This is a genomic window from Actinomycetospora aurantiaca, assembly GCF_037401875.1.
In the GTDB taxonomy this organism is placed as follows: domain Bacteria; phylum Actinomycetota; class Actinomycetes; order Mycobacteriales; family Pseudonocardiaceae; genus Actinomycetospora; species Actinomycetospora aurantiaca.
Window position 1 is genome coordinate 182456 of sequence record NZ_JBBEGN010000007.1, and the last position, 24196, is coordinate 206651.

Consider the following 24196-nt stretch of genomic DNA (forward strand, 5'->3'; position numbering starts at 1 on the left):
AACCGTCCCGTTCCCGGGTGCGCAAAGGTGGGTGGTTGAGGTCACGCGCAGCGGCAATCCCGTCCTATCGGCCCGCCATCCCGGCCCAGGGGGACCCTCATGACCGACCTCGACCGCTCCGATCTCACACCCGACCACCGGGTCGTCGTCGTCCACCGTGTCGGGGCGGTGGTGGTCGCCCTCGGCATCGCGACCTTCGGCGTCCTCGGCTTCGTCGGCGGCCTCGACTTCTTCGACACCCAGGGCTCGCCGGTCCTCGGACTGTCCTCGAACGGCCTGCTCTCGACGATCTCGATCGTGACGGCGGTCGTGCTGCTGGTGGCGGCCGCGCGCGGGGGCAAGCTGTCCTCGACGGTGATGATGGTCGTCGGCGCCCTCTTCCTGGTCTCCGCGTTCGCGAACCTCGCGATCATGGCCACGCCGTACAACCTGCTGGCCTTCCGGCTGCCCAACGTCTTCTTCTCGATCGGCGCCGGGCTCGTCCTGCTGATCCTGGGCAGCTACGGCCGGGTCTCGGCGAAGCTCCCGGACGACAATCCCTACCGCGAGCCGCACGACGACGAGCGCTCGGACGACCCGGAGGCGTCGCTGCCGTCGCGCCCCCACAACCGCCGCGAGCAGGCCGCCGACCGGGAGATGGCCGAGGCGTCGCGTGCCGTCGGGCACGGCACGGCCACCGACGAGCAGCGGCGCCGGCTCGCCGAGATCGACCACCTCCGCACGCACGAGGAGCGTCGCGAGGCCTGGATGGCGGGCACGGCCGGCGCCGACCGGCACGGATCCGCGATGAGCTGACCCCTGCGGACGGAGGGGATCACGGTCCCGGCCCCCGTCGAGGTGTCGTCGGGAAGGCATGGCTGCTAGACCATGGGTCATGGCCGCACCGGTGACGAACGCCAACGACACCGCAGACACCGCCGACACCGTGCGGGTGGAGGTGGACGGGACGACCGGCCGGGTCGTCCTCACCGCCGCCCGCCGTCGCAACCCCCTCTCGGTCGCGACGATGCGCGCGGTGACCGCCGGCCTGCGGGAGGTCTCCGCGGCCGACGGCGTGCGCGCGATCGTCCTCGCCGCCGAGGGCCCCGCGTTCTCCGCGGGCCACGACCTCTCCGAGATGGTCGACCGCACCCTGGACGAGGAGCGCGAGGTCTTCGCCGTCTGCACCGAGATGATGCGGGCGGTCCACGAGGTGCCGCAGCCGGTGATCGCGGCCGTCCAGGGCATGGCCGTCGCCGCCGGTTGCCAGCTCGTGGCCACCGCGGACCTCGCCGTGGCCGCCGAGGGCGCCGTCTTCGGGACGCCGGGCGTGAAGATCGGGCTGTTCTGCTCGACCCCGATGGTCGCGGTGAGCCGGGCGATCGGACGCAAGCGCGCCATGCAGCTGCTGCTGACCGGCCGGACGATCGACGCGGCGACCGCCGTTGACTGGGGCCTGGTCAACGAGGCGGTCCCGGCCGAGCAGCTCGACGCCCGCGTGGCCGAGCTCGCCGGGCAGGTGGCCGACGCCAGCGCCGCGACGCTGCGCATCGGCAAGGAGGCGTTCTACCGGCAGATCGACCTCTCCGAGGACGAGGCGTACGCCGAGATGAGCGAGGTCATGGCGACCAACGCCATGACCTGTGATGCGCAGGAGGGCATGTCCGCCTTCCTCGCGAAGCGCCAGCCCGTCTGGCAGCACCGGTAGTCGAGCAGAGGAGCCCGTCGATGTCGTTCCCCGGCCTGCAGCACGTGGCCGTCACCGTGTCCGACCTGCAGCGCTCCACGGAGTGGTACAGCCGCCTCTTCGGGGCCGACCCGGTCCTGGACGAGGACGAGGAGGGCGGCGAGTTCCACCACACCGTCTTCGCCCTCGACGGCGGGATGCTGTTCGGCCTGCACACCCACCAGGGTCGCGAGTCGAAGGACACCTTCGACGCGCACCGCACGGGGCTCGACCACGTCGGGTTCGCGCTGCCCGACTCGGCCGCCCTCGAGCAGTGGGGCAGGCGCCTGGACGAGCTGGGCGTGCAGCACGGCGGGATCAAGCAGGCCCACTACGGCTCGGGCATCTCGTTCCGCGACCCGGACGGCATCGCCCTCGAGTTCTTCATCGCCCCGGGCACCTGAGACACCACCCGGCACACCACGAGCGGGCCGTTCGTCACGATCTTCCGTGGCGAACGGCCCGCTCGTGCGGTTCGGGGGCCTCAGCGCTGCGACACCAGCTTCGCGCCGATCACGAACAGCGGCCCGAAGGTGATCACCGTGCCCACCGCGAGCCCGGCGTTCCCCACGAGGGCCGGGAGCACCACCATCGAGGCGGTCCCGAGGACGGGCAGCGCCAGCAGCCACCAGCTGACCGACCGGGCCCAGGCCAGGGCGGTCACGACGAGCGCGGCGCCGGCGAAGCCCACGAGCTTGCCCGAGAAGAGCCAGGTGCTCGTCCACAGGTCGGTCGTCGCCGACTCGAAGATCGTGGCGGCCTGGTCGGCGGGCACCGCGCGTCCGATCGCCATGGCGTACCAGTCCCCGAGCAGCAGGCCCGAGATCTGGATGGCGCAGAAGGACATGGCCACCGCGACGACGCTGACGACGCCCCGGCCCCGCGTCCCCCGGACCAGCGCCGGCACCGCGAGCAACCCGAGGGCGTAGAACACCCACGAGTAGTGCAGCAGGCCCGCGGACAGGGCGGTCAGCCACGGCGTGGCGGCGAGCGAGGCGACGTAGCCGGCGGTGGTGCCGTCCTCCCCGGGCGGGATGGTCGCCATCCCGGCCGCGAGCAGCAGCGGCGAGACGATGAGCGCGATACCTCCGGCGCTGGTCAGGAGACTGCGGCGGGGTGCGGCGGCCGGGGCGGTGGTGATCGTCGCGGTGGGGGCGTCGAGCGTGGTCATGATGTCTCCTCGTGGCTCGGTGGGTTCTCGCTCGGCTGTTCGAGCGATACGAGAACCGTAGGCTCCGGCGTATCGTCACGGATCGTGTTCACGGCCCGAGCTGTTCGTCCCGGGGTCCACTCGGGGTCGTCCCGCAGGAGGACCCCCGGCGAGGGCCCGCGCCCTACCCTGCGGCGCGTGCACCCGGCCCTCGCGCGGACCGTCGTCGGCCTCCTGGCCGCGGCGGCCGTCGCGGGCGGCTCCGCGGCCGAGGCGACCGTCTACCGGGACGTGGACGCGGCTCTCTACTGGGTGCCGACGCTGGCGCTCGCCGCGGGCGCGCTGCTGGCCCCGTTCCTGCCGTGGGTGGGCCTGGTGGCGGCCGCGGCCACCTTCCCGCTCCAGGCCCTCGCGGCCCCGGACCATCCGGGCGTCGGCGGGATCGCGCTGATCACGATGCTGGTGCTGGTCGCCCAGGGCGGACGGCGGCTGCCCCTGCGCGTCAGCGGTCCCGGCGCCGCCGTGGTCGCCGTGGGCGGCGCGACCGGGTCGATGCTCTCCGGCGCGCCCTGGTTCGAGCTGATCTTCTTCGGCGCCACGATGGGCGGGGCCTGGGCGCTCGGGTGGCTGCTGCGCCGTGAGAGCCGGCGCAGCACCGAGCTGGCCCGGCTGGCCGACGAGCTCGCGGCCGAACGGGAACGCTCGACCCGCCTGGCCCTGGTCGAGGAGCGCTCCCGGATCTCCCGGGAGCTCCACGACGCCGTCGCGCACTCGGTGTCGGTGATGACGCTGCAGGTGGGCGTGGTGCGCCGGCGGCTTGAGCGCGGCGAGCCGGACGCCCCGGAGGTCACCGCACTGCGCGCCGTCGAGGACCTGGGCCGCGGGTCGGTCGACGAACTGCGCCGGGTGGTGGGGGTCCTGCGGGAGGACCCTGACGACGACGTGCTGGTCCCCGCGCCGTCCCTGCACCACCTCGAGGACCTCGTCGAGCGCCTCGCCCGGGCCGGCCTCGCGGTCGACGTGCGGGTCGACGGCGAGCCCGGCCGCCTCCCGCCGACCACCGACACCTCGGCCCACCGGATCGTCGCGGAGGCCCTCACGAACGTGCTGCGCCACGCCGGGACCGACCACGCCGAGGTCCGGGTGGGCTGGGAGGGCGCCCGCGTCGTGGTGGAGGTGCTCGACGAGGGGGTCGGCGGCGCCCCGGGCGACGGCGGGCACGGGCTGCTCAACCTCCGGGAGCGGGCCCTGCTCGCCGGCGGCACGCTGGAGGCCGGCCCCCGTCCCGACGGCGGGTTCCGGGTCCGCGTGGTCCTGCCGCTCGCGACGTCGGCCGCGGTGGCGTCGTGAGCACCGGGGTGGTGGTCGCGGACGACGAGGCCCTCGTCCGGATGGGCCTGCGGATGCTGCTCGACGGCGAGGACGACCTCGAGGTCCTCGCCGAGGCGGCGGACGGCCGGGGCGCGGTGGACGCCGCCCGCCGGACCGGGGCCGCCGTCGTCGTGATGGACGTCCGCATGCCCGGCCTCGACGGCATCGGCGCCGCCCGCGCCCTGGCCGAGGCCGGGTGCCCGGCCCGCGTGCTGGTGCTCACCACCTTCGACGACCACGCCACCGTCGACGCGGCCCTGCGCGCCGGGGTCGCCGGGTTCCTGCTCAAGACGGCGCCGCCGGAGCAGCTGCTGGAGGCCGTCCGTCGGGTGGCGGCCGGGCAGGGGGCGCTCGACCCCGACGTCGTCCCCGGGGTGGTGGCCGCCTACGGTCGGACGGCCTCCCGTCCGGCCCGGCCGGCCGTCCTGGACGCGTTGACGCCCCGCGAGTCCGAGGTCCTCGGCCTGGTCGCGCGGGGCCTGTCGAACTCCGAGGTCGCGGTCCGGCTGCACCTGGGGGAGACGACCGTGAAGACCCACCTGGGACGGATCCTGGACAAGCTCGCCCAGCCCGACCGGCCGCGTCTGATCGCCTGGGCCTGGGAGCACGGCGTCGTCGGGACATGAGGGCTGTGATGTCCTGATGTGGCGATCCCCGGTCCTACAAAGTGACTTCTCGGTGGAGGCGGGGTACCGTCGCGCGCATGGCTCCACGTCGCGACTACTTCGACGGCTGCGCGGCCGCCCACGCCCTGGACCTCGTCGGCGAGCGGTGGGCGCTGCTGGTGGTGCGCGAGCTGATGCTCGGGCCCAAGCGGTTCACCGACCTGCGCACCGGCCTGCCCCACGCCAGCCCGAACGTGCTCTCCCAGCGGCTGCGTGAGCTCGAGGACGCCGGGGTGCTCCGGCGCCGCCGGCTGCCCCCGCCCGCGGCGTCCGCGGTGTACGAGCTGACCGAGTGGGGCTACGAGCTCGAGCCGGTGCTGCAGACCCTGGGCCGCTGGGCCGCCCGCTCGCTGCCCGAGGCCGACCACATCGGGGTCGACTCGCTGGTCATGTCGATGCGCACGATGTTCTCGGCCCCCGCGGCGGAGGGCCTGTCCGCGACGGTGCAGTTCGTGCTGGCCGACCAGCCGTTCGTCGCGACCGTGGGCGAGGACGGCTTCGCGATGGTCCGCGGAGAGAGCGCCCGGGCGGACGCGACCGTGACGGCGCCGACCCCCGAGGCGTGGGCGGACGTGCTCTACGGCGAGGGGTCGCTCGACGACGGCCCGGTGTCCGTCACGGGCGACCGTGCGGTGGTGGAGCGGCTGCTGACGCTCTTCCCACTGCCGGAACCGCTGGCCGAGCCCGCCGCCGTCTGAGTGCAGCCACGAGGCCGCCGAGCACCGACAGCGCCCCGGAGGCGAGCAGGACCACCGTCCCGAATCCCTCCAGGGCGCCGTCGGTGAGCACGGCATGGCCCACGCCCAGCACCGTCGCGAGCAGGGCGAAACCACCGTGCAGCAGGCGGAACGTCGGGCCGGACCAGCCCAACCTCCGTCGGGCGAGGCCGAGCAGCACCACGACGACCAGCAGCACCAGCGAGATCAGCGCCATCCGGGCCCGGGTGGGGCCGTCCGGCGACATCGCGAACAGGGCGTCGTCGGGGGAGAGCACGACGAGGGCCACGACGTGCACGGCGACGAGCGCGAGCACCGCCGCCCCGGTCGCGGTGTGCACCCGGACGTGGCGGCGGATCAGCCAGGGCTGGGCCGCGAGACCGGCGACGGCGAGCACGGCCGTGAGGGTCGAGACCACCAGGACGACGGGCGCGCCGCTCAGGTGCGGCGACGTGGCCGCGACGACGAGGCCCGCCAGGCCGAGCAGACCCGCCGTCACGAACGCCGGCCTCACGGGGACAGCACCAGGTCCACCTGCGCGCCGGTGTCGCCCTCGCGGGTGACGTTGCGCAGGAACACGCGGCGCCACGGCCCGGGGTCGTCGTACCCGACGTGGACGTTGGGCTCGCCGAACTGCGCCACGAGCGGGTCGGAGTCCACGCGGTAGCGGCCGTCGGGGTCGGTGCGCACGGAGGTGCGGTTGCGCTGCTCGCTCGCCGCCGCGGTCTGCGCCCACACCTGGACCCGCACGCCGGGCAGCGGCCGGCAGGCCTCGTCGCGGACCGTGCCGGTCACGGTGAAGCCGGAGCCCAGGGGCGCGGCGAACGGCGCCTTCGGGACGTAGTTGTTGGTCCCGCCCGGGTTGGTGACCGTCGGCGCACAGCGTCCCGTGGCGATCTCCGCGACCGACGGACCCTCCGGCCCGGACGCGCGGACGCCGACGTCGCGGGCGCCGGTCCCGTGCACCGAGCTGGTCGCGAGGAGCACGCCGACGACCCAGACGACGGCGACGAAGACCGTGATCGCGGCGGGATGGGGCCTCACGGGACCACTGAATCACGTGTCACGATCACGGCCATGAGCAGCGCCGCGAATCCGCCCGTGATCGTCGAGACCGACGACCAGGAGGCGGTCACCACCGTCCGGCTCAACCGCCCCGACAACCGGAACGCGCTCACCCTCGAGCTGAAGGTGGCGCTGCGCGACGCGCTGGAGGCCGTGGCCGACGACCCGTCCGTGCGCGCGGTCGTCCTCGCCTCGACCGGGAAGGCGTTCTGCGTCGGACAGGACTTGCGCGAGCACGCCGAGGCGCTGCGCTCGGGGGAGGACGGCGCGATCGGCGCGGACGCCCTGTCCACCGTCCCCGAGCACTACAACCGCATCGCGGCCGCGCTCGGGACCATGCGCAAGCCGGTGGTCGCGGCGGTCAACGGCACGTGCGTCGGCGCCGGCCTCGGGTTCGCCCTGGCCTGCGACCTGCGGGTGGCGACGGCGGGCACGAAGTTCGCGACCGCGTTCTCCGGGATCGGGTTCGGCGGGGACTCCGGGCTCTCCGGCACCCTCGCGCACTGCGTCGGGTCGTCGCGGGCCACCGAGCTGCTCATGCTGGGCGACACGTTCACCGCGGAGCAGGCCCGCGACTGGGGGATCGTGCGGGAGATCGCCGACGACCCGGCGGCCACCGACGCGGCCGCCCTCGCGCTGGCGCGCCGCCTCGCCGCCGGCCCGACGCTGGCCTACGCGGAGATCAAGGAGGCCGTGGCGCTGGGCACCGTCTCGTCGCTGCGCGAGGTGCTCGACCACGAGGCCGCCGCCCAGGCCCGGCTCGGCGCGACCGAGGACCACCGCAACGCCGTCGACGCGTTCGTCGCGAAGGAGAAGCCGGTCTTCCGGGGGGCCTGACTACACGGTCTGCAGCCCCACCACGCGCAGCAGGTCCAGCTTCTCGGCGTCCTCGGTCCCGGGAGCGGCGGAGTAGACGACGAGGCGCTGGTCGTCCTGCGGGACCTCCAGCACGTCGCAGTCCAGGACCAGCGTCCCGACACCGGGCACCTCGTAGCGCTTCCGGTCGACGCGCCTGTGCTCGACCGGGCGGGAGTCCCACAGGGCGGCGAACCGCGGGTGGGTGCGGTGCAGCTCGTCGACGATCCCGCGCAGACGACGGTCGTGGGGGTAGCGGGCCATCGCGACGCGGGCCCGCGCGACCGCCGAGAGCTCCAGCCGGCCCGCGTCGCCGTCCTCGTCGGTGGCGAGGCGGAGCCCGGCGTCCTCGCCGAACTGGAACCACAGCATGTTGCGGCGCTCGCGCGGCACCGCGGAGATGTCGCCCCACAGGGCGGCGAGCAGCGGGTTCCACGCCAGCAGGTCCTCGCGGGGGCCGACCAGCATCGCGGGCAGGTCGTGCATGCGGTCGAGCAGGCGCAGCACCGACGGGCGGACGGTGTCGCGCACGCGGTCGGGAGCGGGCGGTGCGACGCCCGCGAGGTCGAACAGGTGGGAGGTCTCGGCCGGGGCGAGGCGCAGCGCGCGGGCCAGGGCGCCCAGGACCGAGTCCGACGGGTGCGGTCCGCGGGCCTGCTCGAGCCGGATCACGTAGTCCACCGACACCCCGGCCAGCTGGGCCACCTCCTCGCGGCGCAGCCCCGGCGTGCGGCGGCGCGGGCCGGCGGGCAGGCCGACGTCGGCGGGGGAGATGCGCTCCCGCCACTGGCGCAGGGCCGCGGCGAGGTCACCGGTGTCGCTCACGGGCTCCAGCCTGCCCCGTCGCGCCCCGGGCTGCCTGGGACCGTCGGTCCCTGGCAGCGCCCGCGGGCCGGGCGGACGGTGGTCGCCATGACCACCGCACTGATCACCGGCGCCTCCCGCGGCATCGGCGCCCACGCCGCCCGTCGCCTGGCCGCGCAGGGCGTGACCGTCCTCGCCGGGTGCCGCGACCCGCACGCCGCCGACCTGCCCGAGGACGTGCGTCCGATCGCCCTCGACGTCACCGACGACGCGTCCGTCGCGGCCGCGGTGAAGGAGGTCGAGTCGACCGTCGGCACGCTCGACGTCCTCGTCAACAACGCCGGTATCGCCGGGACGCAGCCCGAGCCCGCTGACACCACGCCCGACGAGGTCCGCGAGGTGCTCGAGACCAACGTCGTCGGGCCGGTCCGGGTGACCCGCGCCTTCCTGCCGCTGCTGCGGGCCGCCGGGCGCCCCCGGCTCGTCATGGTGTCCTCGCAGCTCGGCTCGCTGGACCTCATGGACTCGGGCCGCTGGCAGAACTACCCGCACCTGGCCTACCCGTCGTCCAAGGCGGCCCTGAACATGCTCTCGATCATGTACGCGAAGACGCTGCCGGACGTCCTCGTCACCGTGGTGAACCCCGGCTACACCGCGACGGAGTTCAACGGGTTCCGGGGAACGCAGACCCTCGACGAGGGCACGGACGCACTGGTGGCCGCGGTGCTCGACGTCGACGGGCCGTCGGGCCGCTCGCTCTCCCGCGAGGGCGTCACCCCCTGGTGACCGTGTCCCGCAGGTCGCGCTTGAGGACCTTCCCGACGGCGTTGCGCGGCAGTGGCTCCGTCGTCGTGCGGATGGTGGTGGGCGCCGCGAAGGCCGCGATGCGCGCGGCGACCCGCTCGCGGAGCGCGTCCTCGTCGGGCACCCGGCCGGGGGCGTGCACGACGACGGCCGCGACCTCCTCGCCGTACGACGGATGCGGGATCCCGATGACGGCGGCGTCCAGGACGCCGTCCACCTCCAGCAGCTCGGCCTCCACCGCCGCGCAGTAGACGTTCTCGCCGCCGCGGATCACCACGTCCTTGAGCCGGTCGACCACGCGGATCACGCCGTCGTCGACGCGGCCGAGGTCGCCGGTGCGGAACCAGCCGTCGACGAACGCCGCGGCGGTGGCCTCCGGGGCGTTCCAGTAGCCGCGGACGATGTTGGGCCCACGGAACCAGAGCTCGCCCACCTCACCGTCGGGGAGGTCCGTGCCCGACGCCGGGTCGACCACCCGCACGTCCGCGCTGGCGACCGCGCGGCCGACCGCGTCCGGCGCGGCGAGGTAGTCCTCGCCGGTGTTGAACGCGATGCCCGAGGTCGTCTCGGTGAGCCCGTAGCCGTTGCTGGGCGCGGCGACGGGTGCGGCCCGGCGGACGAGCTCGGGCGGGATGGGCGCGCCACCCATGCCGATGCCCACGAGGCCGGCGAGCGCCTCGTGCGACCCCGTCGTCTCCGCGACCCGCAGCAGGTCGCTCGCGATCGTGGGCACCCCGGCGACCGTCGTCAGCCGCTCGGTCCCGATCACCCGCAGGGCGTCGCGGGCGTCCCAGCGGTACAGCGTGGCGAGGACGGACCCGGCCAGGGTCGCGTTCACCATCGCGCACAGCCCGGCGACGTGGAACATCGGGAAGGCGAGGAGCGTGCCGGGGCGCCCGGGCGGGGCGACGCCGGTCAGGCGCTGCGTGACCACGGTGCCGATCCGCCGGTTCGCGACGTCGGTGAGCAGGTTGCGGTGCGTGCCGACCGCGCCCTTGGGTCGGCCCGTGGTGCCCGAGGTGTAGAGGATGAACGCGTCGTCGTCGGGCTCGGGGCGGTGCTCGGGGAGGTCCTGGAGCACGACGTCGCCGAGGAGGTCCGCGAACGTCGGCGAGGCGTCCCCCCGGACGGTGATCACGTCGACGTCGTCCGGGGTCACCTCGCGCAGCACCGCGGACCGCTCGCCGTCGGCGACGACCAGGCGCGGGGCGGCGTCGGCCACGGCGTGCGCGAGCTCGCCCGCCTGCCACCAGGCGTTCAGCGGCACCACGACCAGCCCCGACACCCACGCCGCCCAGCACAGCGCCGGCCATTCCGGGTAGTTGCGCAGGCAGACCGCGACCCGGTCACCGGGCTCCAGACCGTGGTCGGCGAACCGGCGGGCGAGCGTGGCCACCCGCGCGCGGTGCTCGCCGAACGTGACCCGCTCGCCGGCGTACACGGTGAAGGGGCGGTCGTCGGGCACCGCGAGGGTCTCGTGGGCCTCGCGCAGGGTCTGCGGTCCGGTGACGTGCACGCGCAGCGGGATCCCGCCCACGACCGCGTCGGCGAGCTCGAACGCCCCGCCCGGCCCGGTCAGCTCGGCGATCACGTCCGTCCGCGACGGTGCGGCCTCGTCGATCGACACGTCCGCAGTCTGCTCCCGATCGGGCGACGGCGGGCCCCGGGCGGGCGATCTGCCCGGGATGCGCGGGTCCTCCCGTGCGGCAGGAGTGAGCCGGCGCACGATCGGGTACAGGAGGCCATCGCTCGGGGGCGTCGCCCTCGGGCCCGGCCCGGCGTTCCCCGTCGCCGGCCGGGGAGGAGGCGGCCATGACCCTCGAGGCGACCCCCGCGCTGGACCCGACGCGCACGCTGCGGCGGCCCGGGCTCCCGATCGACGCCCGTGGCCCGCTGCCCGACCCCGCGGCCCTGAGCTGCCGGCTGCACAGCGCCCTCGAGCGCGCCGCGGGCGCGGGACTGGACCTCGAGCTGTACGTCGACGCCGAGCCGCTGCCGGCCCCGCAGGCGCGCGTCGTGGACTGCGCCCGCGAGAGCGCGGCCAGCGTCGGGGTGGACCTGCGCGTCGTGGCCTGAGATCGGCGGCTGACAGCTGCGTCACACCCACACGGCGGTCCCCGGACCGCGATGCACGGCGGACTCACAGGAACCGTCGGCGTGTCGTCCCCGGTGCTCACTCTCCGTCCCCTTCGGCCGAATCGGGCCGAACGTCCGGTTGATGGTCCGATCTCCGCAGATGCCCTGCTCCAGGGCGGATTCCCCGGTCCCCCGGTGGAGATTCGGCGGTGCACACTCGTCGTTGCCCGACCGCAACGATCTCGCTCCGTGAGCGTTGAGCGAGCCGAGCACCCCGCATCACCGACCGCGAAGGGACCACACCATGGGTCGTCACCACCAGGCCGCGTCCTCCCTCACAGGGGGCGCCGGCGCGCGACTGCGCGTGGGTGTCGGGTCGGTCGGCGCCGTCGGTGTGAGCCTGCTGGCCATGGGTGCGCCCGCGGTCGCGGCCCCCGCCACCGCGCCCGGTAGCGCCACCCCCTGCGCACCGACCGCGAAGGCGTGCGTCGACATCTCCGCCAAGAAGGCCTGGCTCACCGACGGGCACGGCACGGTCGTCTACGGCCCGGTGCCGGTCACCACCGGCGGGAAGGGCTACGAGACCCCGACCGGCACCTTCTCGGTGATGTGGAAGGACGAGGACCACCGGTCGGGCGAGTACGACGGCGCCGAGATGAACAACTCGGTGTTCTTCGCGCCCGGCGACGCGTTCCACGAGGGCAGCCTGCAGCGGGACTCGGCGGGCTGCGTGCACCTCTCGCACGCCGCGTCGGAGAAGTTCTTCGACTCGCTGAACGTCTACGACCAGGTGCAGATCGTCCCCTGAGACCCTGTGGCCCATGGCTGCCAGTCCTGACGAGCGCGACGAGCGCATCGCCCTGCTCCTCGACTACGAGAACCTCGCGATCGGGGCCCGGGAGGGGCTCGGCGTCTCACCGTTCGACCTCGGTCCGGTCGCGGACGCGCTGGCCGTGCGCGGGCGGGTGGTCGCCCGGCGCGCGTACGCGGACTGGTCGTCCTTCGACGACGACCGCCGGCTCCTGGCGCGCGCGCAGGTCGAGCTCATCGACATCCCGCAGCGTCTCGGGGGCTCCCGCAAGAACGCCGCCGACATCAAGATGGCCGTGGACGCCATCGAGATCGCCTACGAGCGGTCGTGGGTCACCACGTTCGCGATCGGCACCGGCGACTCCGACTTCACCCCGCTGGTGCACAAGCTCCGCGAGCTCGACAAGCGGGTGATCGGCATCGGTGTGGCGTCCTCGACCTCCCGGCTGCTGCCGCCGGCGTGCGACGAGTTCCTCTACTACGACCGCCTCGTGGAGGCCGCGCCGACCGCGGCCGAGGAGCCCGCACCCGCCGTCGGGAAGAGCGAGGAGCCGTCCGAGCCCGACCAGGCCCCCGACGAGGAGGTCGTGGACCGGCTCGTGACGCGGACGCTGTCCGGGCTCGCCCGCCGCGGGGACGGGCCGGTGCTCGCCTCGCGGCTCAAGCGGGCGATCCTGCGCCAGGACCCGACGTTCGACGAGGCCGAGCACGGGTTCCGCGGCTTCGGGGAGCTGCTGCGGCACCTCGCCGACCGGCGGATCGTCGCGCTGGGGGAGGGGTCGGCGCACGGCGACCCGGAGGTGAGCTTCCCGGTCGACGAGCCCGCCGAGGGCGACGCCTTCGCGCTGCTGGCCGACGTGGTCGCCGACCTCGCGCGCGGGGACGGGGTGCCGCTGTCGGGGCTGAAGGACCAGGTGCGCAAGCGGCGGCCGGGCTTCAGCGAGAAGACGTACGGGTTCGCCTCGTTCCTGTCGTTCGCGAAGGCCGCACGGGCCCGGGGCGTGGTGCGGATGGACTGGGATGCGCATGCGGGCGACTGGCGCCTGCAGCGGGCGTGATCCACATGACATCTCAGCGATTGCTGAGGTATTGACCGTGTGAGTCGGTGGGACCTAGCGTCGCCGTGCTCGCTCCACGACTCCCGAGGAGACCTCCCGTGACCACTGCCGGCGCCACCGCACGCGCACGGGCCACCGCGACCACCGCGGTCGGCAACATGCCCTACCTGATCGGCTCGCTCGTGGTCGGCCTGCTGCTCTTCTACTTCATCGGGTTCGACGAGGGCGCCACGTCGCTCTTCGGCGACACGACCGTGGTCCACGAGTTCGTGCACGACGCCCGGCACTTCCTGGGCTTCCCGTGCCACTGATGCACGCGAAGGCCGTCGTCCCGCGCGCCGCTGCGGCCGGCGCGGTCGGGGGCGTCGTCGCCTGGCTGTTCTCGCTCGTGTTCGCCGAGCCGCTGATCCAGGCGGCCATCGACTACGAGGGCGAGCGCGGCGAGGCCGAGGCCGCGCTCGACGCCGCCGCGGGCATCGCGCCGCCCGAGGAGGGCGCGGAGGTCTTCACCCGGACCGTGCAGGGCGTGTGGGGCATCGGCGTGGGCATGATCCTCGCCGGCGTCGCGCTCGGACTGCTGTTCGCGGTGGTCTACACGCTGCTGCAGGGCAGGGTGTCGGTACGCCCGCGGGTGCTGGCCCTGCTCGTGGCGGGCGCGGGGTTCCTGACCTTCTACGCCACGCCGTTCGTCAAGTACCCCGCGAGCCCTCCGGCCGTGGGCCACGACGAGACGATCGGTGACCGCTCGGGGCTGTTCCTCGTCATGGTCGTCGGGTCGGTCGTCTTCCTGGTGGCCGCGGTGTTCGTCGCCCGGGCGCTGCGGGAGCGGCTCGGAGCGTGGAACGCGGTGCTCGTCGGTGGGGTCGCGTACGTCGTGCTGTCGGGCCTGCTCATGGCGGTACTGCCGTCGCTGGGCGAGTTGGCCGTGAACGTCGCGACCTACGGGCCCGCGGTCGGCGAGACCCCGCAGCCGTTGCGTGACCCGGCCGGGCAGATCGTCTTCCCCGGCTTTGACCCGGACCTCCTGTACTCGTTCCGGGTCTACTCGATCACCGCTCAGGCGATCGTGTGGGGTCTGCTCGGACTGGTGTTCGGGGCTCTGGCCGAGCGCGCGACCGGCTCCACGTCGGTCGCCGAGACGCGGGAGTCCGTCGAGGCCTGATCCTCGTTCCCGACGGCGGGTGTGGAGCGGCTGCGGCCGCCCCGCACCCGCCGTTCGTCGTTCCAGCCCTTCTGGGTTCTCCGAGGTCGGAGCTCGTCCGGCTCCTCGTGGGACGTGCATCTCGGGTCTAGAAGGGTGGGTCGTCGTCGTGGGGGTCGGGTGGCGGCTGGTGGCGGTCGTGGAGGTCCTGCCAGGTGGTGCGGGCGGCGTCGGTGATGCGGCCGTCCCTGGTGCGGCGGGGCTGCCAGGGCGGGCAGGGTCTCGGGGTGTGCCAGGGGCCGTCGATGCCGTGGTCGTACGGGGGTCTCGCGATCGGGGTCAGGGGCTGGTAGCGGGGTGAGTGGACGGTGTGGTGGCAGCCGGTGGGGGCGCGCCACACGAAGGTCCCGGCGACGGGTTGTGCGACGGTCCAGCCGGAGGCGTCCTCGTGTTTGGCCAGGTGGTGGCCCAGGGACAGGGCGCCGAGGTTGTCGGCCTGGGTCGGCCCGCCGAGGGTGTGGTCGTGGGTGTGGTCGATCTGGCAGGCCACGGCGGGGCGGGTGCACATCGGGAAGCGGCAGGTGCGGTCGCGGGCCTGGATCCAGCGGGTGAGCTCGGCGCCGGGGAAGCGTCGCTCGGCCTCTCGGGTGCTGCGGGCGGGGTGCTCGTCGGGGTCGCGTTCTCGGGCGGTTGCGAGGGCGGTGCGGACGCGGGCGGCGAGTTCGCCGTAGACCCCGATCAGGGCGTGCTCGGGGTCGAGGGTGTCGATGTCGCGGGTGTGGGCGGTGAGCTCGACGACCTGCCCGCGGTAGCGGGGGTCGGCACGGGGCATGTGCGGCGGGCGCACGAGCAGGACGTGGTCGAGGTGGCCCTCGGCGTTATAGAGCAGCACTCGCCACTGGGCACACGTGCGGGTCCAGGCGAGGTGGTGGGCGTCCAGGCCGGTCAGGGCGCCCAGGGGTAGGCGGCCGTGGGCCCAGGACAGGCCGAGCACGGTCGCCAGGGTGACCCGCAGCGCTCGTGGCGCGAAGCTGAGTCCGCGCGGGGTCCACCGCCCCCCTGGGTGTGGGTCGGGAGTGTCCGGAGGCGGCGGATCGGGTGGCGGGTCGCCGGGATGCCACCCCAGCCGCGGCGGCGGGTCCGGGTCCTCGGGGTCAGCCGGGCTGTTCGGCTGCTCAGCATCCGTGTCTAGATCGAGGTCGAGCTGATCCTGCGCTCGCCGGCGACTCTGGGTCGCGGACCTACGTGGCGTGTCGGCGGGGGCCGTGCGGCCCGGGATGTCGAGATCGCTCGGGTCGCCGGTCGCAGAGCCGGTGGCGCCGCTCGAGTCAGCCGCAGACGAGCCACCGGGGCCACTCGAGCCGCCGAGGTCACCGTCGGGCCCGTCGCCGGATCCGTCGCTGCCGTCCGGACGGTCAGCACGACCACCGTCCTGGCCGTCGCCGGATCCGTCGGGGCCTTCCGGCCCGCCCTCGGGGTCGCCGTCGTCCGGACCGTCCTCCGGTCCGTTGCCACCGCCATCCGGCCCCTCGTCGGGGCCGTCCTCCGGCCCGTCCGGCCCGTCGTCGGGTCCGCCGTCGTCGGGTCCGTCGTCGAGGCCATGGGGTGGAGTGGTGAGTTCGGCGGTGACGTACTCGACGATCGCCTGGTCGTCGGCACCAGCGGGGCAGCCGTGCAGCAGGCGCAGGAACACCTGCGCCGCCACCCGCCCGGCCGCCACGTCCTGCCCCGCCGCCTTCAAGCGCCGGGTCACCTCCTCGCCGAGGGCCTCGACCCGCTCGTACGCCGGGACCGCCACCGTCGGGTCCAGGTCCCAGCCATGCAGCTCCACCGCACCCGACGGCGCGGTCCGCGCGGTGACCCGCGCTCGGGCGACCGCGGCGTTCCGGCGGTTCTCCGCGCCCTGCGGGTCGACGTCCTTGACCGCCTCGGCGATCCGCTGCTCGAGCTCCCACACGCCCAACCGCGGCGCCTCGTCGACGAGCAGCTCCACCACCGCCCGGGCCTGGTCGTCGGTGACATCGCGCAGCCCGGACACGAACTTGCCCGCCTTCGGCTCCTCCAACAGCCCGGCAGACATCGCCTCCCCGACCCGCGGCAGGCGTTCCAACGCGCCCTCGGCGAGCTCGAGGCGCGCCGCGGCCATCGACACCGACCATCCCAACCGCGCGGCGACGACTCGCGGGTCCGGTTCCCCACGACCCAGCACGTCGGCTCGGGCCCGCGCGGTGTGCCACAGCCACCGCAGCCGCCGCCAGTGCTCGTGGTTCAGCCGCGCCTGCCAGGCCGCCAACCCCAGCTCCACGTCCTGCCCGACGTAGTCGGCGGGATCCCCGAGGGGCACCGCGGGCACCGGGTCGTCGAACGACCCCACCCCGACGCCCTGCTCGGTCACCGTCATGATTCGAACACTAGAGCGAACCCCTGACAGTCACGCCCGCCGAACCCCAGCTCGAGCCCCGCCCGAACATCACGGAATGATCACGATCAGAAGGACAGGCCGCCCGTCCGAGTCCGCTTCAACTCGCAGAAGCCGGCGTACGAGGCGAGCGCGACCGCGCCGTCGAGGACGTCCAGCGCGTCCTGCCCGCGTGGCACCGCACCGAGGACTGGCCCGAAGAAGGCGACGCCGTCGACGTGGATCACCGGCGTCCCCACCTCGAGCCCGACCGGCGCCATGCCCTCGTCGTGGCTCCGGCGCACCGCGGCGTCGAACGACGGATCGTCCGCCGCCGCTCGCAGCGACGACAGGTCCATCGCCGTCAGCACCCGTCGCAGCACCTCGTCCCGGCCCCGGACGCCCTCGGCGTGGTACAGCCCGCCGAAGCGCAGCACGAACTCCCGTAGCCGCGGGCCCACCGCGACCCCCACCCGCACCGGACGCCACGCGCTCTCGGTGCCCCGCACGGACTCCGGTTCGCGGTCGGGATCGGCCTCGCCCAGGACCGCCAGGCTCATGAGCCGCACGTCGAGGTCCAGGTCCCGCAGCGTTGCGACCTCGTCCAGCCAGCGCAGGGCCAGGTAGGCGAAGGGACAGACCGGATCGACATAGAGTCGCACCCGCCCAGGATGGTCGAGGAGGCAGAGAACGATGTCCGACGAGCCCGACGTCACCGACGTCCGCGAGCGTCACCGCTACGAGATCCGGGTCGACGGCGAGACGGCCGGCTTCGCCGAGTACGCCGTGCGGAAGGACCCACACGGCGACGGCGAGACGATCGCCTTCGTCCACACCGAGGTCGACGACGCCCACGCCGGTCAGGGGCTGGCCGGAAAGCTCGCCCGGGCCGCCCTCGACGACGCCCGGGCCCGCGGGCTCGCCGTCCTGCCGTTCTGCCCGTTCATCCGCGGCTGGATCGCGAAGCACCCGGACTACGTCGACCTGGTCCCGGCCCGTCGTCGGGAACAGTTCGACCTGGTCAGTTGACGCAGGGCACCGTCGGAGCGGCGGCGGTGCCCGCGTCCTCGGCCGGGACCGCGGGCGCCGCGCTGGTCTTCGGGGCGACGCTGCCGGGGGAGGAGCCCCCGGAGTTCGACGATCCCGACGACGAGCCGCCGCTCGCCTTCGGTGCGGGGGTCTCCTCGCGGCCCGCGATCGTGTCGGAGATGTAGTCCGCGACCTTCGCGGGGTCCACCTTCACCGCCTCGCCGTCCTCCTCGGTGTCGTAGCTCGCCGAGACGATCGGGATCGTGTGGAACCCGATCGACCCGGAGCTGACGCCCTGCAGCTGGGCGGCGAGGTCGAGGACGTCCAGCTGCCGGTCGACGGTCACGGCCTTGTCGACGGCGTCGACGAGGGCGTTCCGCTTGGTGGAGTCGGTGAGGGTGTCCGAGGAGAGCACGGTGCGCGCCATGCTGGAGAGGAAGACCTGCTGACGGCGGGCCCGGTCGAGGTCGCCGCCGGGGAGCCCGTGGCGCTGCCGGACGAACGCGAGGGCCTGCGGACCGGACACGGTCTGCTGCCCGGCGGAGAACTTCGCGCCCGAGAACGAGTCGTTCACGGCCTTGTTCAGGCACACCGGCACGCCGCCGATCGCCTCGCTGATCTGCGCGAACCCGGCGAGGTTGACCGCGCCGAAGTGGGTGATGGTCAGGCCGGTCAGCCCCTCGACCGCCCCGATGGTGGTGCGTGCGCCCGCCGCCCCGGACTGCACGGCGAGGTCGTTCCCGCTGACGCCGTCGGCCCGCAGCTTCTGCCGCTCGGCGTTCGAACCGTACGCGTACGCCGAATTGATCTTGTGGTTGCCGAAGCCGTCCGGCAGCTCGACGAACGAGTCGCGGGGGATCGAGAACCCGGTCGCCGGGCCGCCGCCGCCGGGGATGTGCAGCACGATGATGGTGTCGGCGGAGTCGCCGCCCGAGTCGCCGCCGCCCGCGTTGAGCGAGGCCAGCACGTCCTTCGGCAGCGGGTTGCCGAACGAGTCGGTTCGCGTGTCGAGCCCGACGAGCAGGATGTTCTGGTCCGTGCCGAAGACCGACCCGAACGACGTCGAGATGACGTCCACCCGGGAGAGCCCGGAGTCGAACGTCCGGGCGGCGAGCACGGTCCCGCCGGAGAGCAGGAGGACGACCACGGACGCCGCGGCGACCACGAGGAGCAGCACACGACCGGCCGCGAGGGTGCGGACCCGCTCGAGCAGCGCCTGCGCCCCACCCGACGGCGGGTGCTCCGTGCGGGCCGACTCGTCGGGGCCGGGCGAGGGGGCGACGCGCGTCGGGGTGGGCGCCGGACGACGCTGACCAGGGCCCGCCCCGGGCGGCGGTCCCGGCGGCCCCGGCGGCCCCGGCGGTCCTGGGGCACCCGGCGGCCCCGACGGTCCCGGCGGACGTGCCGGAGGTGGCGGCCCGGGCACGCGGCCGCGATCCCCGGGCGACGGGGCGCCCCGTCCGGGAGCGCCTCGTCCGGGTGCAGGGCCACGCCCGGGCTCCGGACCCGGCGGCGGGCCAGCCTGCGGTCGCGGTCGCCCCGCGCCGGGTGGCCCGCCGGCGCCGTCCGGGCGGGTCGGGCGGCGGCCGGGCAACCGGAACCCGCCGGGCCGGTCCGGGCCGTCGGCCATCAGGCGCTCCTCGCGCCGCGGACCACGCCGAGCAGGGAGAACGACGGGTCCGCCTCGCGTCGCCGCACGACGCCGAGGATCGCGCAGGCGAAGAAGGCGACCAGCATCCACCAGAACAGCTGCGCCAACGGCGCGACGACCCCGAGCACGAACAGGGTGGTACTCGTCGTGTCACCCGCGACGACCGCGGCGACGACGAGTCCGAGGAACCCGACCACGGGTGCCTGCAGTGCGGGCACGAGGACCCCGTCGGCCCGGACCGCACACACCGCGAGCAGGCACACGACCAGGTAGCCGACCGGGAACAGCAGGCCGACCAGGCCCGCGCGGTGCTGCAGGAACCAGGCCAGCAGGCTCGTCAGCACCAGGGCCGCCGTGGAGACGAGGGGCCAGGGGTAGCCGGGGCCGATCGCGAACCGTCCCGTCTGGCGCGGCCGCGGGGCCGCCGGCGACTCCGCGCGCACCGGTCGCCGTCCGCGGGACCAGGAACCGGTCGACCAGCGCGAGGGGGCCGATCCGTCTCCGCTGGGTCGCGGGCTCCACCGGTCGGCCACGGCGACACGATAGCCGAGCGCCTCGTCCGTCCCGGTGAGGCACGACGACGGCAGGCGCCGGCAACCCGATACGCCGTTAGCAGTTGCTAGTTGCTCCAAACGGCGTAGTGTTCTGGAGCGAGCAAGGCGTCCGACGGGGAGGGCGCACCGGCCCGACCCGGAGGACCCACGTGCCCGTCAGGACCCTCGTCCCCGTCGTGATCGCCCTGCTGACGGCCCTCGCCCTGGCCTCGCCCGCCGTCGCGCAGCCGACCCCGGGCCCGCCGCCCCTGCCGTCCGGGCCGGGCTCGACCACTCGGGCGACGCCCGTGGAGCCGCGGGTCGGACAGGCCGCGAAGCAGCGGATGGACGAACGGCGCGGGCGGGCCCCGGCGAACGTCACCGCCTGGTACGTCGACCCGGGGACGAGCCAGACCGTGGTCGCGGTCGTCGGGCCCGCGACGAAGGCCGCCACCGACTTCGCCGCGGACGAGAACCCGTCCGCGGTCCGGGTCCAGCCGATGTCGGCGCCGATCCGGCCGCTCGCCGCGGCGCCCCTCGTCGGTGGCGCCGGGATCACCACCGTGACCAGCACCCGCACCACGGGCGGGACGACCACCACCAGCGGCCTGCGCTGCTCCGACGGCTGGTCCGTGCGGCGCGGCACCACGACCTACCTGCTCACCGCCGGACACTGCACGCAGAACACGACGACGTGGTCCGGCGCGAACCGGCAGGAGATCGGCCGGGTCGTCCGCACCCAGTGGCCGAGCGCCGACTACGGACTGATCCAGGTCACCAACACCACGGCGTGGCGCGGCTCCGGCCAGGTCCAGGGCGGCCCCACCGTCACGGGCGCGACCGAGGCCCCCGTCGGCACCCAGGTGTGCCGGTCGGGCTCGACGACGGGCTACCGCTGCGGGGTGGTACAGGCGAAGAACGTCACCGTCAACTACGGCAACGGGCTGACGGTGCAGGGCCTGACGCAGACCAGTGCGTGCGCGGAGACCGGCGACTCCGGCGGGTCGTTCCTCGCGCCCGCGACCAAGCAGGCCCAGGGCACGCTGTCCGGGGGCACCGGCAGCTGCACCAGCGGCGGGACCAGCTACTTCCAGCCGCTGCGCCCGGTGCTCAACCAGTTCGGGCTCACCCTGGTCACCGGGAGCTGACCAGCACGTCCACCAGGGCGGCCCGGGCCTCGCGGGCGGTCGTCCAGCGGCGGTGGTCCCACTGCTCGCCGGCCAGCGAGTCGCCCGCGAACAGCACCTGGGAGATCGCCACGCCGCGGTAGCGCGCGACGGCGATGAGGGCCGAGGCCTCCATCTCCACGGTCAGGCACCCCTCGTCCCGACGGCGGTCGGTGCGGGTCCGGGCCTCCCGGTAGACCGCGTCCGTGGTCCAGGTCCGCCCGACGGTGTGCGCCACGTCGGCCGTGTGCAGCGCCGTCACCAGCGCCTCGACGCCGTCGGGGTCGGCCTCGACGACCCGGCCGGGGGCCAGGTAGTGGAACGACGTGCCCTCGTCGCGCAGGGCCGAGGACACGACGACCGCGTGCCCCAGCACCAGGTCGGGCACCAGCACCCCGGCGCCGCCGACCGCGGCGAAGCGCCGCCCGCCGAGCACGATCAGCTCCTCCAGGCTGGCCGCCGCCATGGGCGCGCCGACGCCGGGGTGGGCGACCGCGACGGTCCGGCCGTCGGGCAGCGGCACCCCGTACACCGGCGAGCGGCCGTTCTCCGAGTGCAGGGCGGCGACCTCCGGGTGCTCCTGCGCGAGAGCGGCCATGACCTCCGGGAAGAAGCACAGGACGACGTCGGGCGGGACGCTCCCGTGGGTGCGCATCGCGCCCGGGGCGATGATGCCCGGCTGGTCCAGGTCGTCCTCGACGAGGGGGAGGGGCTCGGTCACCCGGTGATCGTCGCGTAGGCCTCCCGTACCTGCCGGGCCGCCTCGCGGTCGGCGTCGGTGGCCTCCACCACGGTGTCCCGCTCGATGCGCCAGTCCGGCTCGCCCCCGGTCAGCGCCCAGGCCGCCTGGCGGGCCGCCCCGAGCGCGACGTACTCCGCCGGCGCGAGGACCTCGACGTCGAGCCCGAACACCGCGGGCGCGATCGTGGCGACCGCCCGCGACCGGCTGCCCCCGCCGATGAGCAGCACCCGCGAGCCCTCCACCCCGACGTCGGCCAGCGCCTCCACGCCCGCGGCCAGCCCGCAGAGCATCCCCTCGACGGTGGCCCGGGCCAGGTTCTCCCGCGTGCCGTTCGCGATCGTCAGCCCGGCGACCGTGCCGGTGGCGTCCGGGCGGTCGGGGGTCCGCTCGCCCTCCAGGTAGGGCACGAGCACCAGTCCACCGGCCCCGGGGGCGGCGGCCAGCGCGAGCTCGTCGAACCCGGCGGGGTCGACGCCCAGGAGCGTGGCGCCGACCCCGAGCACGCGCGCGGCGTTGAGGGTGCACACCAGGGGCAGGTGGCGCCCCCGCGCGTCGGCGAAGCCCGCGACCAGCCCGGACGGGTCCGCGGTCGGCTTCGCGGCGGAGGCGAACACGGTCCCGGAGGTGCCGATCGAGACGATCAGCTCGCCCGGCGCGGTCCCGATGGCGAGGGCCGCGCCCATGTTGTCCCCGGTCCCCGGGGCCACGACCGCCCCCGGGACCGGACCGTGCTCGTGCCCCCGACCGACCGCCTCGCCCGGGGCCGCCACCCGCGGCACGTCCAGCGCCCGGCCGAAGGCGAGCTCCAGCAGGTCGGGCCGGTAGTCCTCGGTGTGCGGCGACCAGTACCCGGTGCCGGACGCGTCGCCGCGGTCGGTGACGGCGTCCGCCCCGGCCCGCGCCCCGCCGCGCAGCCGCCAGGTCAGCCAGTCGTGCGGGAGCATCACCGACCGGGCGCGCCCGGCGTTCTCCGGCTCCGCGCGGGCGGTCCAGCGCAGCTTCGTCGCGGTGATGCTCGCGACCGGCACGGTGCCGACGGCGTCGGCCCAGGCTGCGGCGCCGCCGAGCTCGGAGATCAGGTCGTGGGCGGCGTCGGCGGAGCGGTTGTCGTTCCACAGCAGGGCCTCGCGGACCGGCTCGCCGCGCCCGTCGACCAGCACCATCCCGTGCTGCTGGCCCGCCACCGCGATCGCGGCGACGTCGCCCGTGCCGACCTCGTCGAGCGCCTCGCACAGCGCCGTCCACCAGGCCCGGGGGTCGACCTCGGTCCCCTCGGGATGGGCCCGGCGGGCCTCCCGCACGACCGACCCGTTCTCGGGATCGACGACGACGACCTTGGTCGCCTGGGTGGACGAGTCGACGCCTGCGACGTAGGAGGGCATGACGCCCATGTGAGCACCCGGCGGGTCGATGGCGCCACCGACGGACTCAGCCGGTGCAGCCGCAGCTCTCCCGGACCACGAACGACGGCGGGAGGCGGAGCACCTCCGGCGACGCCTCCGGCCGGGCGCGGCGGCGCAGCAGGAGCCGGACGGCCTCGGCCGCGATCCGTTCGAACGGCTGGGCCATCACGGTGAGGCGCGGCGAGAACAGGTCGGCCCACGCGAAGTCGTCGAAGGCGACCACGGCGACGTCGTCGGGGACGCGCGCGCCGGCCTCGCGCAGCGCGGCGACGACCCCGATGGTCATGCTGTTGTTCCCGACGACGACGGCGGTGGGCGGCTCGGGCAGCGCGAGCAGCTTCGCCATGGCGGCCCGGGCGGGGTCGGTGGCCGACTCGCCCGAGACCTCCAGGGCGGGGTCGCGCGGCACGTGCGCGTCGTCGAGGGCGTGGGCGAACCCCCGGCGTCGCTCCTCGGTGGTGGTCAGCCCGGAGAGCCCGGCCACCAGGGCGATCCGCCGGTGGCCGTGCTCGACGAGGTGCCGGGTGAGGGTCGCGGTCGCGTCGTGGTTCTCGCTGCCGACCTGGTCCAGCGTCGCGGCACGCCCGTCCGGCACCAGTCGGTCCAGCAGCACTGTGGGCACCTCGTGCCGGGCGAGGTAGTCGAGGGCCTCCGTCGGGTCGGCGGACGGGGCGAGGACGACCCCGTCGACCCGGTGGTGGTGCAGCCGGGCCACCACGGTGCGCTCGTAGGCGGGGTCCTCGTGCGGGTCCACCAGCAGCAGCGTGTAGCCGGCGGCCGCGGCGGCGGACTCGGCGGAGGAGAGCAGCTCGCCGAAGTACGGGTTGGAGATCGCCGAGAGGACGAGACCGATCGTCGTCGTCCGGTTGGTGGCGAGCGAGCGGGCGACGGTGTTCGGGGTGTAGGCGGTCTCCTCGACCGCGGACATCACCGCCGCGCGGGTGTCGGCGCTGACCGCACGGGTGTTGTTCAGGACGTGGGACACCGTGGCCGTCGAGACGCCGGCCCGACGCGCGACGTCCGCCATCGTGACCACGGGCGGACCTCCTTCCGG

Annotated in this window: 27 protein-coding genes; 15 read left to right on the forward strand and 12 right to left on the reverse strand. The window is 74.8% G+C overall.

The genetic code is table 11. The features are described from left to right. Positions 1–99 precede the first annotated feature (99 nt). The 3 genes from WCD74_RS16265 to WCD74_RS16275 all read left to right on the forward strand — a co-directional run bounded on the left by WCD74_RS16265 (position 100) and on the right by WCD74_RS16275 (position 2109). A complete protein-coding gene (locus WCD74_RS16265) occupies positions 100–795 on the forward strand; it encodes a DUF4383 domain-containing protein (protein ID WP_337695905.1) in 696 nt (231 codons plus the stop codon). Between the two features lie 79 nt (positions 796–874). Continuing rightward, entirely contained in the window at positions 875–1687 is an 813-nt protein-coding gene (locus tag WCD74_RS16270; protein WP_337695906.1) for an enoyl-CoA hydratase, read from the forward strand. Between the two features lie 20 nt (positions 1688–1707). Then, a complete protein-coding gene (locus tag WCD74_RS16275; protein WP_337695907.1) occupies positions 1708–2109 on the forward strand; it encodes a VOC family protein in 402 nt (133 codons plus the stop codon). 80 nt (positions 2110–2189) lie between these two features. Here the strand turns inward: WCD74_RS16275 and WCD74_RS16280 are convergent, their stop codons facing one another. Further along, positions 2190–2876 (reverse strand): hypothetical protein, encoded by a 687-nt coding sequence (locus WCD74_RS16280; RefSeq protein WP_337695908.1) that lies wholly within the window; start codon positions 2874–2876, stop codon positions 2190–2192. A 177-nt stretch (positions 2877–3053) separates the two neighbouring features. Between WCD74_RS16280 and WCD74_RS16285 the strand changes: the two genes are divergently transcribed. The 3 genes from WCD74_RS16285 (at position 3054) to WCD74_RS16295 (ending at position 5589) form a co-directional block, all read left to right on the forward strand. Continuing rightward, positions 3054–4205, forward strand: coding sequence for a sensor histidine kinase (locus tag WCD74_RS16285; protein WP_337695909.1), 1152 nt, complete (start codon positions 3054–3056; stop codon positions 4203–4205). Further along, a complete protein-coding gene (locus WCD74_RS16290; protein WP_337695910.1) occupies positions 4202–4852 on the forward strand; it encodes a response regulator transcription factor in 651 nt (216 codons plus the stop codon). Before WCD74_RS16285 ends, WCD74_RS16290 begins: the two co-directional genes overlap by 4 nt. 77 nt (positions 4853–4929) lie before the next feature. After that, a complete protein-coding gene (locus tag WCD74_RS16295) occupies positions 4930–5589 on the forward strand; it encodes a winged helix-turn-helix transcriptional regulator (protein WP_337695911.1) in 660 nt (219 codons plus the stop codon). Here the strand turns inward: WCD74_RS16295 and WCD74_RS16300 are convergent. Both WCD74_RS16300 and WCD74_RS16305 read right to left on the reverse strand, forming a co-directional pair. Beyond that, entirely contained in the window at positions 5507–6121 is a 615-nt protein-coding gene (locus WCD74_RS16300; RefSeq protein ID WP_337695912.1) for a ferric reductase-like transmembrane domain-containing protein, read from the reverse strand. The genes WCD74_RS16295 and WCD74_RS16300 overlap by 83 nt on opposite strands. Further along, positions 6118–6651 (reverse strand): hypothetical protein, encoded by a 534-nt coding sequence (locus WCD74_RS16305; protein WP_337695913.1) that lies wholly within the window; start codon positions 6649–6651, stop codon positions 6118–6120. Before WCD74_RS16305 ends, WCD74_RS16300 begins: the two co-directional genes overlap by 4 nt. Positions 6652–6684: 33 nt before the next feature. On the opposite strand from WCD74_RS16305, the gene WCD74_RS16310 reads away from it, so the two are divergent. Beyond that, positions 6685–7509 carry an enoyl-CoA hydratase/isomerase family protein gene (locus WCD74_RS16310; RefSeq protein ID WP_337695914.1) on the forward strand — a complete coding sequence of 275 codons (825 nt, stop codon included), beginning with the start codon at positions 6685–6687 and terminating at the stop codon, positions 7507–7509. On the opposite strand, the gene WCD74_RS16315 is transcribed toward WCD74_RS16310, so the two are convergent. Beyond that, positions 7510–8352: a helix-turn-helix transcriptional regulator gene (locus WCD74_RS16315; RefSeq protein ID WP_337695915.1), complete on the reverse strand. Its 843-nt coding sequence runs from the start codon at positions 8350–8352 to the stop codon at positions 7510–7512. It lies immediately after the preceding gene. Between the two features lie 87 nt (positions 8353–8439). On the opposite strand from WCD74_RS16315, the gene WCD74_RS16320 reads away from it, so the two are divergent. Beyond that, positions 8440–9117 (forward strand): SDR family NAD(P)-dependent oxidoreductase, encoded by a 678-nt coding sequence (locus tag WCD74_RS16320; RefSeq protein ID WP_337695916.1) that lies wholly within the window; start codon positions 8440–8442, stop codon positions 9115–9117. On the opposite strand, the gene WCD74_RS16325 is transcribed toward WCD74_RS16320, so the two are convergent. Next, a complete protein-coding gene (locus tag WCD74_RS16325) occupies positions 9104–10762 on the reverse strand; it encodes a class I adenylate-forming enzyme family protein (RefSeq protein ID WP_337695917.1) in 1659 nt (552 codons plus the stop codon). The genes WCD74_RS16320 and WCD74_RS16325 overlap by 14 nt on opposite strands. Before the next feature lie 185 nt (positions 10763–10947). Here WCD74_RS16325 and WCD74_RS16330 point away from each other — a divergent pair, with 185 nt between their 5' ends. The 5 genes from WCD74_RS16330 (at position 10948) to WCD74_RS16350 (ending at position 14241) form a co-directional block, all read left to right on the forward strand. Beyond that, positions 10948–11211 (forward strand): hypothetical protein, encoded by a 264-nt coding sequence (locus tag WCD74_RS16330; protein ID WP_337695918.1) that lies wholly within the window; start codon positions 10948–10950, stop codon positions 11209–11211. 304 nt (positions 11212–11515) lie between these two features. Then, the gene (locus tag WCD74_RS16335; protein ID WP_337695919.1) at positions 11516–12019 is read left to right on the forward strand and encodes a L,D-transpeptidase; all 504 of its coding nucleotides are present in this window, start codon (positions 11516–11518) and stop codon (positions 12017–12019) included. A gap of 13 nt (positions 12020–12032) precedes the next feature. After that, positions 12033–13079: a PIN domain-containing protein gene (locus tag WCD74_RS16340; protein WP_337695920.1), complete on the forward strand. Its 1047-nt coding sequence runs from the start codon at positions 12033–12035 to the stop codon at positions 13077–13079. Positions 13080–13177: 98 nt separating this feature from the next. Further along, positions 13178–13390, forward strand: a complete 213-nt coding sequence (locus tag WCD74_RS16345) for a CbtB domain-containing protein (RefSeq protein WP_337695921.1) — start codon at positions 13178–13180, stop codon at positions 13388–13390. After that, positions 13390–14241, forward strand: coding sequence for a CbtA family protein (locus tag WCD74_RS16350; protein WP_337695922.1), 852 nt, complete (start codon positions 13390–13392; stop codon positions 14239–14241). The genes WCD74_RS16345 and WCD74_RS16350 overlap by 1 nt, the downstream gene beginning before the upstream one ends. A gap of 127 nt (positions 14242–14368) precedes the next feature. On the opposite strand, the gene WCD74_RS16355 is transcribed toward WCD74_RS16350, so the two are convergent. Together WCD74_RS16355 and WCD74_RS16360 are read right to left on the reverse strand one after the other, a co-directional pair. Continuing rightward, positions 14369–16621 (reverse strand): HNH endonuclease signature motif containing protein, encoded by a 2253-nt coding sequence (locus WCD74_RS16355; protein WP_337695923.1) that lies wholly within the window; start codon positions 16619–16621, stop codon positions 14369–14371. 86 nt (positions 16622–16707) lie between these two features. Then, on the reverse strand, positions 16708–17280 hold the full coding sequence (locus WCD74_RS16360; RefSeq protein ID WP_337695924.1) for a mycothiol-dependent nitroreductase Rv2466c family protein: 573 nt from the start codon (positions 17278–17280) through the stop codon (positions 16708–16710). A gap of 31 nt (positions 17281–17311) precedes the next feature. Here WCD74_RS16360 and WCD74_RS16365 point away from each other — a divergent pair, with 31 nt between their 5' ends. Beyond that, positions 17312–17647: a GNAT family N-acetyltransferase gene (locus tag WCD74_RS16365; RefSeq protein WP_337695925.1), complete on the forward strand. Its 336-nt coding sequence runs from the start codon at positions 17312–17314 to the stop codon at positions 17645–17647. On the opposite strand, the gene WCD74_RS16370 is transcribed toward WCD74_RS16365, so the two are convergent. Both WCD74_RS16370 and WCD74_RS16375 read right to left on the reverse strand, forming a co-directional pair. Further along, positions 17640–18824, reverse strand: a complete 1185-nt coding sequence (locus WCD74_RS16370) for an LCP family protein (protein WP_337695926.1) — start codon at positions 18822–18824, stop codon at positions 17640–17642. The genes WCD74_RS16365 and WCD74_RS16370 overlap by 8 nt on opposite strands. Positions 18825–19276: 452 nt before the next feature. Further along, on the reverse strand, positions 19277–19741 hold the full coding sequence (locus tag WCD74_RS16375; protein WP_337695927.1) for a DUF6542 domain-containing protein: 465 nt from the start codon (positions 19739–19741) through the stop codon (positions 19277–19279). A gap of 260 nt (positions 19742–20001) precedes the next feature. Here WCD74_RS16375 and WCD74_RS16380 point away from each other — a divergent pair, with 260 nt between their 5' ends. Then, a complete protein-coding gene (locus WCD74_RS16380) occupies positions 20002–20979 on the forward strand; it encodes a S1 family peptidase (protein WP_337695928.1) in 978 nt (325 codons plus the stop codon). Here WCD74_RS16380 and WCD74_RS16385 read toward each other — a convergent pair. Genes WCD74_RS16385 through WCD74_RS16395 form a run of 3 tightly spaced genes read right to left on the reverse strand, consistent with a single transcriptional unit; the run spans position 20966 to position 24169 of the window. Next, complete coding sequence (locus WCD74_RS16385; protein ID WP_337695929.1) at positions 20966–21718, reverse strand: nucleoside phosphorylase; 753 nt, start codon at positions 21716–21718, stop codon at positions 20966–20968. The genes WCD74_RS16380 and WCD74_RS16385 overlap by 14 nt on opposite strands. Next, a complete protein-coding gene (gene xylB, locus WCD74_RS16390; RefSeq protein ID WP_337696011.1) occupies positions 21715–23121 on the reverse strand; it encodes a xylulokinase in 1407 nt (468 codons plus the stop codon). The genes WCD74_RS16385 and xylB overlap by 4 nt, the downstream gene beginning before the upstream one ends. A 46-nt stretch (positions 23122–23167) precedes the next feature. Further along, a complete protein-coding gene (locus WCD74_RS16395; RefSeq protein WP_337696012.1) occupies positions 23168–24169 on the reverse strand; it encodes a LacI family DNA-binding transcriptional regulator in 1002 nt (333 codons plus the stop codon). Positions 24170–24196 lie beyond the last annotated feature (27 nt).